Below are 11,864 nucleotides of genomic sequence, written 5' to 3'. Positions count from 1 at the left end.
TGAAGTCCAAGCTCCTTTATGTGGGCTATCTCCTGCTCATAGTCCTCAGCGTCAGGGTGTATTCCACCGAAGCTATAAATCTTCCGCCGTCCTGTTGGGCACACCAATCGTTTATAACTCTCTGCTGAGCAGGCTTTGTCGCCACTGACAGCAGCACGCCCTTGTCAATGCCCCATTCGTCAAAACGCTGTATGGTTTCCTCTGCAGTGCCTCTTGTGAAAGGGGTTATGCCGCTTTGAGCCTGAAGCTTTTCAACAGCCTTTTCCGCTACCTTTGGATTAAAGGCGTGAACGTGAAAATCAATTACCATTTAAAACATCTCTTTCTGAAAATACTTTTCCATATGGTATTATACCACAAATTCAAGCCTCTTTCAACGAATATCGGCAATTTTCACAGTATTTTCATCTAGGGCTATTCCCAGCTTTTCCACACCTCGGGGCAGAAGCCTACTGTGGCTTTCTTGCCGTTTCTTACGATAGGTGCGGCAAAAAGCTCGGGATAGTCAAGAAGCTTTTCTATCTTTTCCTCGGTGCTTCCAAGATATTTTATGAGCATTGCCTGCTCTCCCTTTGCCTTTGGGTCGATAAGCTTGTCGATGTCGCCGACAGCCGCAAGCACTGAGTTAAGCTCGCCCTTGCTAAGCCCCTTTGTAGGCAGGTCAACAGATTGGAACTTTATTCCACGCTCTTTGAAATAACGTTCGGCCTTTTTGGTGTCAAAGGATTTTGACTTGCCGAATATCTGAATGTTCATGGGATTATCTCTCCGTTTCTGCATTCAAGAATGATAGTAAAAGGACCGTCATTGAGCAGTGAAACCTTCATGTCTGCACCGAAAACGCCCTTTTCTACCTTGCCTGTAATTTTCTCGCCGCAGACCTTGCAGAAGTATTCATAAAGTCTGTTGGCTTCATCAGGCTTGCCTGCATAGATAAATGACGGGCGGTTGCCGTGGTGACAATCTGCATAAAGGGTGAACTGTGAAACGCAAAGAATATCTCCGCCAACATCGTTTATAGAAAGATTTGTCTTGTCGTTCTCGTCGGCGAAAATGCGAAGCTTTGATATCTTGTCGGCAAGCTTGTCGCAGTCAGCCTCAGTGTCCTCCTGACCTACTCCGAAAAGTATCAGAAAGCCCTTTCCTATCTCGCCTGTGACCTTGCCCTCGACCTCAACTTTTGCACTTGTGACCCTCTGTATTACCGCTCTCATCAGCCCACCTCCACGGTGTAGCTGTAGGTGTAAACAGCTTCAGGTGCAAGCTTGATAGCGTGAGGCTTGTTTTCGATATCCTCAAAAGCGTCGTCCTCGTAAACAGGCACGCTAGTCCAAGGCTCAAGGCAGATAAACTGAGCGTCAGGGTCACCGGTGGAAGTCCATACGGCAATGCAGTCAGAATGTGGGAATGAAAGCTTTACGAAACCGCCGTCAGACTTTTTCAGGGTGACAGCCTTTGAAGCAGGGTGGTCTTTCATGATAACGTCATAGTCGAAAAGCTCTCTTGTTAGAGTGATAGTCTTTTCACCGTCAAGGATAGTCCTCTCGCCGTTTGGGATAGGCTGAACGATATGCTCGTTTTTCTCGTACTCAACTGTGCATTTGCCACCTTGGATATCGCAGATAAAAGCAGGGTGACCGCCGAGATAGAAGTACATAGCCTTTTCATCAGTGTTCTTTACTGTGTTTGTGACGGTGACTTTTGAACCTTTTATGGAGTAGGTGACTTCAAGCTCAAAGTGATATGGGTATTGAGCAAGTGTCACGTCATTATCTTTGAGGAGAAAGCTTACGGAATTTTTGGTGCTTCCAGCGTATGTAAATTCGCTGTCACGGGCGAAACCATGGTTTGCAGCCATGTGATATTCCTGACCGCCTGCCTTGTAGGTGCGGTCTTTAGGGGAACATATGAACGGGAAGAGAATAGGAGCGTAGCGCTTCCAAGCGTCACCGCATTGCCAGAGATATTCTTTGCCGTCCAGTTTGATAGAGTGAAGCTCAGCACCGAAAGTGTCGGCTGAGATAGAGAGTTTATCATTTTTTATTTCATAAAGCATAGATATGACCTCCGAGAGAAAAATTTTATACCTTATTATTATAGCACATTGTTTGGGAGATGTCAAAACCAAGTGAGCAGTGAGGTTATGAGGTCGGCTGGGGTATGGGCGAAAACGTTTGAAAAAACTTAAAAGTCTGTTGAAAATTCTGTTCTGATATCAATATTTTAACAGTTAAATTTTATGACTTTGATACAGAATAACTAAAATATTTTCAATTGTTTGTGTAAGCTGACAAAACTTGTGATGACTATTGACTTTAATTTGGAGATAGTCTATAATAAAATGGTAAGATTATTAATTGTGCAGTGCTTTTTGTTCACAGCTTCAGACTGCACTGAGGAGAAATGACTATGAATATTAAAGACGCAAAACAACAGATACTTAATGCAATACAAGCCTATCTCATTAAAGACGAATTTGGCGATTACCGAATTAGCATAGAACATCAGAGACCTGTGTTCCTGCTTGGCGCACCTGGTATCGGTAAGACCGCTATCATGGAGCAGATAGCTCAGGAAACTGGCGTAAACCTTGTTACCTACTCGATGTCCCACCACACAAGAGAGTCTGCCCTCGGTCTTCCTGTTATTGTACATAGAAACTACACCGGTGCTGACGTGCAGATATCCGAGTACACGATGAGTGAGATCGTGGCTACTCTTTATGACACTATCGAAGCCACTGGCATTAAAGAGGGTATTCTTTTCCTCGATGAGATAAACTGCGTTTCCGAGTCCCTTGCTCCTGCAATGCTCCAGTTTTTGCAGTATAAGGTTTTCGGACTTCATCAGGTTCCGGCAGGTTGGGTAGTTGTTACGGCAGGTAACCCGCCTGAGTTCAACAAGTCTGTTTCTGAGTTCGATATCGTTACTCTCGACCGTGTTAAGAGAGTCGAGTGTCAGCCTGATTTTGGCGTTTGGAAGGAATATGCTTACTATGCAGGCGTTCACCCTGCTATCATATCATATCTTGAGCTTCACCCTGACCACTATTATATGGTAGACGCAAGCGATAAGAACAACTACCGCTTTGTTACTGCCCGTGGCTGGGAGGACCTTTCTGAAATGATGCAGCTTTATGAGGAGAGCGGTATCCTTGTTGACCACGCTCTGGCTGCTCAGTATGTACAGAACCCAGAGTTCTCAAAGGGCTTTGCGGAATATTATGACAGATTCAACTACTATCGTGAGAAATATGACGTTGACGCTATCCTCGAGGGCGGTATAACTGCTCAGAACATTGCTGACGCAAGAGCGGCAGGCACTGAGGAAGCTGTGGCTCTTATGAATCTGCTTATGGACGGCATCACATACACAATGAGAAGCTGTATCCAAATGGAGAAGATGATAAGACTTATCCACCCAAGAATGGAAGATATCCTTGTGAAGATAAACAATGGTCTTTCATGCCGTCAGATAATCAGTGAACACATCATGGACTGCAACAAGAGCCTTGACAAGGCGGTAAGAGCAAGAAACATCTCGCCGTCCAACAAGAAGATTCAGCACTGGATTCTTCACAATCTTGAAGCTTATCTTGATAAGTGTACGAACGAGGGAAGAGATAACAAAAACCGCTGTACTGTTATTTTGCAGAACTCCTTCAACAATCTGCTCCATGGCGCAAACAACGTTACACAGCAGTCTATGAATGGTCTGAAATACGCTTTTGACTTCCTTGAGAATGCTTATGGCGCTGACAGCAATGTTATGAAGAAGTTTATCGAGGAGCTGAAAATAAATTGCCACACCACAAACTTCATCAAGAAGTACGGCTCAGAGCAGTTCTACAGACTTGCAGGTGAGCCTGTTCAGCAGCCTACCTACAACAATCTCTATGACCTTAATCTTACCGATTGCCTTTTAGAGCAGGAATAAGCATAGACACAAAATGAATATCACACGGGCGAACGCATTTTGCCATACATTGTAATAGTTGCATTGTAGGGGCGAACAGTGTTCGCCCGTTTTAGCTTTATAGGTAGTTTTCAGATACATATTTGTTAATATAAAAAGCTTGTAATTTGCGAAAAAGTGTGATATAATAACTAAGAGTGTACAAACGAGAATCAGTGAGGTTTTTACTATGGGCAAGATTTATGATTTAGGCATAGACGTAGGTTCGACCACGGTCAAGACGGTAATTCTTGACGATGGCGAGTTTATTTATAACAAATATGAAAGACACTTTTCAAAGGTCAGGGAAACGGTGGCTGAGCAGCTGCGTGCTATCAGAGAGCTTTATCCTGAGGACAAGTTCAGGATAGCCATAACAGGCTCGGCAGGTCTTGGCATCGCTGAGGCAAGCGGGATCTCTTTCGTGCAGGAGGTCTTTTCTGCTTTTATCGCTGTAAACAAGAAGTATCCAAAGGCTGACGTTGTGGTTGAGCTTGGCGGTGAGGACGCTAAGATAATCTTCCTCACAGGGGGCGTTGAACAGCGTATGAACGGCTCCTGCGCAGGCGGAACTGGCGCTTTTATCGACCAGATGGCAGGACTTTTGGGCGTTACCCCTGACGAGATGAACGACCTTGCTCTTAAGGCTGAAAAGACTTATCCTATCGCTTCAAGATGTGGTGTTTTCGCAAAGTCTGATATTCAGCCGCTTCTTAATCAGGGTGCAAGAAAAGAGGACATATCTGCGTCTATTTTTCAGGCTGTTGTTGACCAGACAGTTTCGGGTCTGGCACAGGGCAGAAAGATCGGCGGTCAGGTGCTTTTCCTTGGCGGTCCGCTTACATATCTCAGTGCACTGAGAAAGGCTTTCAGGACTACTCTGAACCTCGACGAGGAACACGCTATTCTTCCTGAAAATTCTTCCTGCTATATGGCTTTCGGTGCGGCACTTCATGCTGACACGCTGGCGGAGGAAATGACTATAGATGAGGCTATCGACAAGATAGTGAACGCAAAGGCTACTGACAATATCGTGGTAGGCAAGCCACTGTTTGCAAGCCGTGAGGAATATAATGCTTTCGTGGAAAGACACAAGAAGTCTGACCTTAAATATGAAGACATCAGAACTTACAGGGGCGACGCTTATCTTGGCATAGACGCAGGCTCGACAACCACAAAGCTTGTGCTTATCACACCTGACGGAAAGCTTCTTTATCAGCACTACTGCTCAAACAAGGGTCAGCCGCTGGATATAATCGCTTCCAAGCTTGAGGAGATCTACAGCCTTGCTACCCCTGAGCTTAACATAAAAGCTTCTGCGGTAACAGGCTACGGTGAGGATCTTATAAAGGCAGGTCTGGGTGTTGACTATGGTATAGTTGAAACTGTTGCACACTACAAGGCGGCGGCTTATTTCTGCCCTGACGTTGATTTTATCATCGACATCGGCGGACAGGATATCAAGTGCTTCAAGATAAAAAACAACGCTATCGACAGCATTATGCTCAACGAGGCTTGTTCATCAGGCTGTGGCTCGTTCATTCAGACTTTTGCAGGTGCAATGGGATATGACATTGCAGAGTTTGCAAGGCTCGGTCTGTTTGCAAAAGCACCTGTGGAGCTTGGCTCGAGATGTACAGTGTTCATGAACTCATCTGTAAAGCAGGCGCAGAAAGACGGAGCTTCCGTTGAGGATATCTCTGCAGGACTTTCTTCGTCTATCATCAAGAACGCAGTTTATAAGGTAATAAGAGCAAAATCTATTGACGAGCTTGGCAAGAATATAGTCGTTCAGGGCGGAACGTTCCTTAACGACGCTGTGCTCAGGTCATTTGAAATGGAGCTTGGCAGAAACGTTATAAGACCTGCTATTGCGGGACTTATGGGTGCGTTCGGCTGTGCACTTTTCGCAAAAGAAAAATCTCAGGGCAGGGACGGCAAGTCAGGCGTTCTTACAAAGGCTCAGCTTGAAGAATTTGCTTACAATTCAAGGGCCGTTCAGTGCGGAGGCTGTGGTGCGCACTGCAACCTTACTATAATAAAATTTAATGACGGCAGAAGATTTACTTCCGGAAACCGCTGTGAAAAGGGTGCAGGCATAAAGATAACCGACAGAACGGAGAACATGATAGAGTATAAGTATAACAAGATACTCTCTTATGCTGATAACAAGCCTGCAAAGCCTATTGCAAAGGTAGGTCTGCCGCTTGCGCTGTCTTATTATGACCTTATGCCGTTTTTCTCAACACTGCTCACAAGCCTTGGCTTTGAGGTGGTGCTGTCTGAGGAGTCAACGAGAGATACATACTACAAGGGTCAGCAAACTATTCCGTCTGATACAGTATGTTATCCTGCAAAGCTTTGTCACGGCCATATAGAGAGCCTCCTTGACAAGGGCGTGGACTTTATATTCTATCCTTGCATGAGCTACAATGCTGACGAGGGTCAGTCGGACAATCACTATAACTGTCCTGTTGTTGCTTATTATCCTGAGCTTCTAAAGGCTAACAATGACAAGCTGAATGATGATAATTTTATCATGCCTTATCTTGACATAAACATCAAAAAGCACGTTGCAAAGGCAATGGCAAGAGCGCTTTCAAAGTATAACATCACTGCAAAGCAGGTGCTTGGAGTGCTTAACAAGGCTTATTCTGAGCAGGTGAGATACCATAGGGATATTGAGGCTAAGGCACAGGAGATAATCGCTGAGGCAAGGGCGAAGGGTCAGAAAATAATCGTTCTGGCAGGCAGACCTTACCACATCGACCCTGAGATAAACCACGGCATACATAGCTTATCGCTTCTCTTGGCTTTGCTGTTATCACTGAGGACAGCGTGGCAATGAAGGTGGATACACCCGCACTTGACGTACTCAATCAGTGGACTTATCACTCAAGGCTTTACAGAGCGGCAGAGTATGTATGCGAGAATGATGATATGCAGCTCGTTCAGCTTGTATCCTTCGGCTGTGGTATCGACGCTGTTACAACAGACGAGGTAAGAGCTATACTTGAAGAAAAGGGCAAGCTTTACACTCAGCTAAAGATAGACGAGATAACGAATCTCGGTGCGGCTAAGATAAGACTCAGGTCTTTGGCGGCGGCACTGGAGGAAAAAGAAGCCAGCGCAAATGCTGAAAAGAAAATGGACAAGGAGGCAATGTAATGGCTGAAAAGGAGATAAAACACGCAGGCTCGGACAGAGTAAAAAGGTCTTATTTTGACAAGTCAAGACGTGAGGAATACACTATACTTATACCTGATATGCTTCCTATACACTTCAAGCTTATCATGGCGATATACAAAAAATACGGCTATAACATGGAGCTTTTGCAAAACTGCTCACGAAACGTTATAGACGAGGGACTTAAAAACACACATAATGACGCTTGCTATCCTGCACTGCTCGTTATAGGACAGTTTATGGACGCTCTCAAAAGCGGCAAGTACGACCTTGAACACACGGCTCTGCTTATGTCACAGACGGGCGGCGGCTGTCGTGCTTCAAATTATATCCACCTTATAAGAAAGGCGCTGTCAACGCAGTTCCCTGAAGTGCCTGTTCTGTCGCTGAATTTCAGCGGACTTGAAAAGGACGCCTCCATAGATATCACCCCTGCAATTGCAATGAAGCTTATTTATGCGGTACTTTACGGCGATATGCTCATGCTTTTGTACAATCAGTGCAAGCCTTACGAGATAGAGAAAAATTCTACTGACGAGCTTTTGGCAAGGTGGCAGCACAGGCTTGGAAAGCTGTTTGCGACCCCGAGCAGATATATGCACACAAAGAGCATTTACAACGCTATGCTGAAAGATTTTGCGGCGCTTCCAAGGACAAAGGAGAAGAAGCCTAAGGTGGGTATCGTGGGAGAGATATACGTTAAGTATTCACCCCTTGCGAACAATCACCTTAACGATTTTCTGCTGTCTGAGGGCTGTGAGCCTAACGTGCCTGGACTGTTGGACTTCGTGCTTTACTGTGCGTCGGACGCTGTCAACGACGAAAAGCTTTATGACAAGAAAACCAGCCGCACTCTTATGTACGGCATTGGTTATGATGTGCTTTACAAGTTCCAGAAGCAGCAGATAAAGGTCATCAACGAACAGGGCATTTTCCAGCCGCCTCATGATTTTGAACACCTTAGAAAGTGTGCTGATAAGTACATCAGTCAGGGTGTAAAAATGGGCGAGGGCTGGCTTATCACTGCGGAAATGGCGGCTCTTGCAGAAACAGGCACAAAGAACATAATCTGCACTCAGCCGTTCGGCTGTCTGCCTAACCATATTGTTGCAAAGGGTATGTCAAGGACTATCAAGCAGGCTTATCCGGACGCAAATATAGTCGCTATCGACTATGACCCGGGTGCGACAAAGGTCAATCAGGAGAACCGTATCAAGCTTATGCTTGCAAATGCGGTCATGGATTAATAGAGAACAGAAAGATAAAACCCCCTTGGAGCGTGGCTCTGAGGGGGTTTTTGTTAGTGATAGAATTCTTTCGTTTCAAGATAGGATATTTGTTCCGGTGAAATAAAATCAAGGGCTTTTATTTCTTCTGCCACCTGTTCGGTACTGTTCTTTGTCAGCCTGACGTCAATGTCGATCACATCAATGATGCTGTTATTGTCGCTGTAAATATCGTCCGAATTACGGGTGTATAAAGTTATTGAGGCGAAGTTGCCTGCAAGGTTGCGGTGTTTCAGACAGTCAATATAATCGCTAAAGCTCTTTTCACGGCTGTCCAGAGCTTTAATGTAAATGTCTGTAAGCTGCTCAGCCTGCTCTTTAGTGAGAGTTTTTCTGCCTTCTGGGTTTTTGTAGCTTGAGGTATAGGTCATTATATCTTCGTCTGTCTGCACCCACACCCAAACGTGGTCATAGTCGGTGAGCACTGACAGGTCAGGCTTGCCAGCGAAACCGTCGCAAAGATATGAAATGAAGTTAAAGGCAAATATCATGATCATATATACAGCAAAGACTGCTATCCATTTTACGAATTTCGCTATTGTCAAGGTGCTCTTTGCAGAGAATATCCTTATAAGAAGGTAGCTCAGTAGCACCACTGGCAGCAGAACTATGTTGTCAGGATCGGAAAGAACGTAGGTCGTCACGGTCACAATGCCGAGGATAAGAACTATCTCACGAAAAGCGGTGAATACAAATGGCTTGCCTGTGGCTCTGCCGTCACGCTTTTTGTAAATGAAATACAGCAGGCATATGAGTGCTGCCGAAAGCAGCGAGCTGCCCATGAGCATTAAAACCAGTGCGTTTGAATAGCCGTTATCCATAAGATAAGCAGGAAATGCACTCCACGCAAACCACTTATCTGTAATGATTTCAATATCATCACTGCCTCGTGTTGAGAAAATGCTGATAGATGAAAGAACTATGCACCTTGCAGTATCGCCTCACAGGCTGTTATTATCACAGCCGTGTATATGACCTCCGCAAGCCTGCCGCAGCAGACAAGACACAGTATCACAACAAGGTCAACGAACAGGCAGGTAGAAAGCTCAGTGAGAAACAGCACTGCGGCATACCTTGCAAGTATCTTCAAAGATAGATCGGTGGTTATGATAGTGGAAATAAACTGAATGATGTTCCAAAAAACTACAGGCAAGATGTGCAGCTTTACAAGTGTGCAAAGCTTTGAGAAAAAGCGTTCCTTTGCACCTGCGGGCAGTGAGTAGGCAAGGTCTGCGTGACTTTTGCTGTAGCTCTCATGGAAAAGAGCGAACACAGTGAAAACTCCGCACAGTGCGACAGCGGCAACGCCAATGTATGCAATGTCATAGCCCTGATAATAGTTCGTTATGCTTTCATTGTAGTAAGTAATAAAATTCCGTATGGACATCTGCACGATGTAATTTACAAAAAGCACCAGATTTGTGATTATAAAAAACAAACTGTTCGCTTTAAGATCACGGTTTGAGGTCTTACTTATCCTCTTCGCTGCTGACAGCATATCCACGCACCTCCATTTCGTAAATGAAAATCTCTTCAAGGGTCAGAGGGACAAGCTCCAAAACGGCAGGGGAGAGCTTTTTAAGCTTTGCAGTGATATCCGCTTTTTCGCCCTTTGCCACAACGGTGGAAATTCTTCCGAGTTTTTTGAAACTGAGCACTTCGACGCCTGCGTTTTCTATGGCGGAGCGGTCAAGCTCGCCCTCAGGCAAGGCTATCTGCACCTTTTCAAAGCCCTCTCTTACATCATCGATATCCTTGGCAAAAATGACTTCGCCTTTGTGCAGGAGCATTGCTTTGTCGCAAAGCTCGCCTATCTCGGTGATGTTGTGGGAGGACACCACAAGGGTCGCACCACGGTCGAAAATATCGTCAACTATCATTGTGCGGATAAGCTTTCGTATGGCAGGGTCAAGGCCGTCAAAAGCCTCGTCAAGGAGGATATACTTTGTTCGGCAGGCAAGTGCAGCCGCAACGATAGCCTGTCTTTTTATGCCCTTTGAAAACTGTGACAGCGGTTTCTTCCGTGGCAGGTCAAGCTTTGAGATAAGGTCATCGAACACCTTGTCGTCAAAGGTCGGGTAGCTGCTTTGGTAAAAGCTTTTCAGGTCATTCACTGTCAGTCTTGAAAACTGCACCGTTTCGTCGCTCACAAAGAAGATGTTCTCTTTAGCCTGCGGCCGGTCATAGACCTCTGTTTTGTCAATGGTGACGCTGCCGCTGTCGGGGCGGTAGATCCCGCTTATAACACGCAGCAGGGTGGATTTGCCTGCTCCGTTCGAGCCTACAAAGCCGTATATGCAGCCCTCGGGGATATCCAGGGTGACGGCTTTCAGTGCCTCGTGATCTTCGTCTGCGTTTTTGAATGTAAGTGACAGGTCTTTTATTTCTATCATTCTTTGTCACTCCTTTCTTTCTGTTCCTCCGCCAGTTCTTCAAGGACGGAGGTAAGCGATCCAAGGCTTATGCCTGCCTGCATTGCGGCGGCGGCATGGAGCTTAAATTCTTCCAGTAATTTTTTCTCTATAGAGCCTTTCTGCTTTGCCACAAAGCAGCCTTTTCCTGCCACGGAATAGATTATTTCGTCATGCTCAAGTCTGCTATAGGCTTTGGCGACTGTGTTTGGATTCAGACCCAGTTCCTTTGCCAACATTCTTGAGCTTGGTAGCTTATCGTTTTCTTTCAGCACGCCTTTTGATATAAGGCTTGAGAACTGGCTGCATATCTGTTCGTAGATAGGTGCTCTTCCTGTAAGATCAAGCGTTATCACCTTGAATACCTCCTTTCGATTTTGTTGTTTCGTTTCATTTGTTCTGCTGTACTAACTGTATTATCTGTTGCAGTACACTTAGAGTATACAACTATAAGTCTGATTTGTCAAGTCGTATGATGATTTTTCGGCGAATTTTACAAATGGGTAGAAGCTTCATAGGGAGAAGTATATAAAAGTTGGGTGTAAAATGACGAGAAATATTATTAAAATGTAAAAAATGTGTTTAAAGGGCTTTGGGGCTATTGACAGGGAAGAAAAATAGTGTTATACTTTAATACATAAAAGCTTAAAAGCATAAAATCTTTAAAGTGATAAATTTTATACAGGCATGGTAAGGGTCTGTTTTTTGGAAAGGAAGTAATCACAATGGCAAATCAGGCAAAGACGATAAATCAGAAAGGTGACCTTATGTCATATCGTCCTGATATAAAGCTTCTGGACGCAACTATCCGTGACGGAGGACTTGTAAATAATTTTGGATTTTCAGACGAGTTTGTAAAAGAACTCTATAAAACTAATATAAAATCAGGCGTTGAATACATGGAGTTCGGCTACAAGGCTTCTAAGGAGCTTTTTGACGTCAAGGGGTTCGGTAAGTGGAAGTTCTGTGATGAGGAAGATATCAGAGCTATCGTGGGCGAGAATGACAGCCTCTGAAGCTTTCTGTT

Annotated in this window: 11 protein-coding genes and 1 pseudogene; 4 read left to right on the top strand and 8 right to left on the bottom strand. The window is 44.9% G+C overall.

Annotated features, from left to right (window positions below; genetic code table 11):
• Window positions 1-25 precede the first annotated feature (25 nt).
• The 4 genes from DW793_RS15010 to DW793_RS02050 all read right to left on the bottom strand — a co-directional run bounded on the left by DW793_RS15010 (window position 26) and on the right by DW793_RS02050 (window position 2,056).
• On the bottom strand, window positions 26-310 hold the full coding sequence (locus DW793_RS15010) for a hypothetical protein (protein WP_252967828.1): 285 nt from the start codon (window positions 308-310) through the stop codon (window positions 26-28).
• Window positions 311-414: 104 nt separating this feature from the next.
• Complete coding sequence (locus tag DW793_RS02060) at window positions 415-756, bottom strand: arsenate reductase family protein (RefSeq protein ID WP_022287732.1); 342 nt, start codon at window positions 754-756, stop codon at window positions 415-417.
• Entirely contained in the window at window positions 753-1,214 is a 462-nt protein-coding gene (dtd, locus tag DW793_RS02055; RefSeq protein ID WP_118156920.1) for a D-aminoacyl-tRNA deacylase, read from the bottom strand. Before dtd ends, DW793_RS02060 begins: the two co-directional genes overlap by 4 nt.
• Window positions 1,214-2,056 (bottom strand): aldose 1-epimerase family protein, encoded by an 843-nt coding sequence (locus tag DW793_RS02050; protein WP_118156919.1) that lies wholly within the window; start codon window positions 2,054-2,056, stop codon window positions 1,214-1,216. Before DW793_RS02050 ends, dtd begins: the two co-directional genes overlap by 1 nt.
• Before the next feature lie 353 nt (window positions 2,057-2,409).
• On the opposite strand from DW793_RS02050, the gene DW793_RS02045 reads away from it, so the two are divergent.
• The 3 genes and pseudogenes from DW793_RS02045 (at window position 2,410) to DW793_RS02035 (ending at window position 8,387) form a co-directional block, all read left to right on the top strand.
• Entirely contained in the window at window positions 2,410-3,936 is a 1,527-nt protein-coding gene (locus tag DW793_RS02045; RefSeq protein WP_117857870.1) for an AAA family ATPase, read from the top strand.
• Between the two features lie 208 nt (window positions 3,937-4,144).
• A pseudogene (locus tag DW793_RS02040) lies at window positions 4,145-7,122 on the top strand (acyl-CoA dehydratase activase).
• Window positions 7,122-8,387, top strand: coding sequence for a 2-hydroxyacyl-CoA dehydratase (locus tag DW793_RS02035; protein ID WP_118156918.1), 1,266 nt, complete (start codon window positions 7,122-7,124; stop codon window positions 8,385-8,387). The pseudogene DW793_RS02040 and the gene DW793_RS02035 overlap by 1 nt, the downstream one beginning before the upstream one ends.
• A 53-nt stretch (window positions 8,388-8,440) precedes the next feature.
• On the opposite strand, the gene DW793_RS02030 is transcribed toward DW793_RS02035, so the two are convergent.
• The 4 genes from DW793_RS02030 to DW793_RS02015 form a co-directional block, all read right to left on the bottom strand.
• The gene (locus tag DW793_RS02030) at window positions 8,441-9,247 is read right to left on the bottom strand and encodes a hypothetical protein (RefSeq protein ID WP_118156917.1); all 807 of its coding nucleotides are present in this window, start codon (window positions 9,245-9,247) and stop codon (window positions 8,441-8,443) included.
• Between the two features lie 98 nt (window positions 9,248-9,345).
• On the bottom strand, window positions 9,346-9,924 hold the full coding sequence (locus DW793_RS02025; protein ID WP_118156916.1) for a hypothetical protein: 579 nt from the start codon (window positions 9,922-9,924) through the stop codon (window positions 9,346-9,348).
• A complete protein-coding gene (locus DW793_RS02020; RefSeq protein WP_118156915.1) occupies window positions 9,896-10,819 on the bottom strand; it encodes an ABC transporter ATP-binding protein in 924 nt (307 codons plus the stop codon). Before DW793_RS02020 ends, DW793_RS02025 begins: the two co-directional genes overlap by 29 nt.
• Window positions 10,816-11,193, bottom strand: coding sequence for a GntR family transcriptional regulator (locus tag DW793_RS02015; RefSeq protein WP_046439432.1), 378 nt, complete (start codon window positions 11,191-11,193; stop codon window positions 10,816-10,818). The genes DW793_RS02020 and DW793_RS02015 overlap by 4 nt, the downstream gene beginning before the upstream one ends.
• Before the next feature lie 369 nt (window positions 11,194-11,562).
• Between DW793_RS02015 and DW793_RS15785 the strand changes: the two genes are divergently transcribed.
• Entirely contained in the window at window positions 11,563-11,853 is a 291-nt protein-coding gene (locus DW793_RS15785; protein WP_390624599.1) for a hypothetical protein, read from the top strand.
• Window positions 11,854-11,864: the final 11 nt, after the last annotated feature.

Origin of the sequence: Ruminococcus sp. AM31-15AC (genome assembly GCF_003462045.1) — a bacterium.
Classification (GTDB): domain Bacteria; phylum Bacillota; class Clostridia; order Oscillospirales; family Ruminococcaceae; genus Hominimerdicola; species Hominimerdicola aceti.
This window is presented reverse-complemented; position numbering and strand designations above follow the sequence as displayed.

Coding starts and splice junctions, on each gene's coding strand:
- DW793_RS15010 (WP_252967828.1), bottom strand. CDS start 310: ATGGTAATTGATTTTCACGTTCACGCCTTTAATCCAAAGGTAGCGGAA.
- DW793_RS02060 (WP_022287732.1), bottom strand. CDS start 756: ATGAACATTCAGATATTCGGCAAGTCAAAATCCTTTGACACCAAAAAG.
- dtd (WP_118156920.1), bottom strand. CDS start 1,214: ATGAGAGCGGTAATACAGAGGGTCACAAGTGCAAAAGTTGAGGTCGAG.
- DW793_RS02050 (WP_118156919.1), bottom strand. CDS start 2,056: ATGCTTTATGAAATAAAAAATGATAAACTCTCTATCTCAGCCGACACT.
- DW793_RS02045 (WP_117857870.1), top strand. CDS start 2,410: ATGAATATTAAAGACGCAAAACAACAGATACTTAATGCAATACAAGCC.
- DW793_RS02035 (WP_118156918.1), top strand. CDS start 7,122: ATGGCTGAAAAGGAGATAAAACACGCAGGCTCGGACAGAGTAAAAAGG.
- DW793_RS02030 (WP_118156917.1), bottom strand. CDS start 9,247: ATGGATAACGGCTATTCAAACGCACTGGTTTTAATGCTCATGGGCAGC.
- DW793_RS02025 (WP_118156916.1), bottom strand. CDS start 9,924: ATGCTGTCAGCAGCGAAGAGGATAAGTAAGACCTCAAACCGTGATCTT.
- DW793_RS02020 (WP_118156915.1), bottom strand. CDS start 10,819: ATGATAGAAATAAAAGACCTGTCACTTACATTCAAAAACGCAGACGAA.
- DW793_RS15785 (WP_390624599.1), top strand. CDS start 11,563: ATGGCAAATCAGGCAAAGACGATAAATCAGAAAGGTGACCTTATGTCA.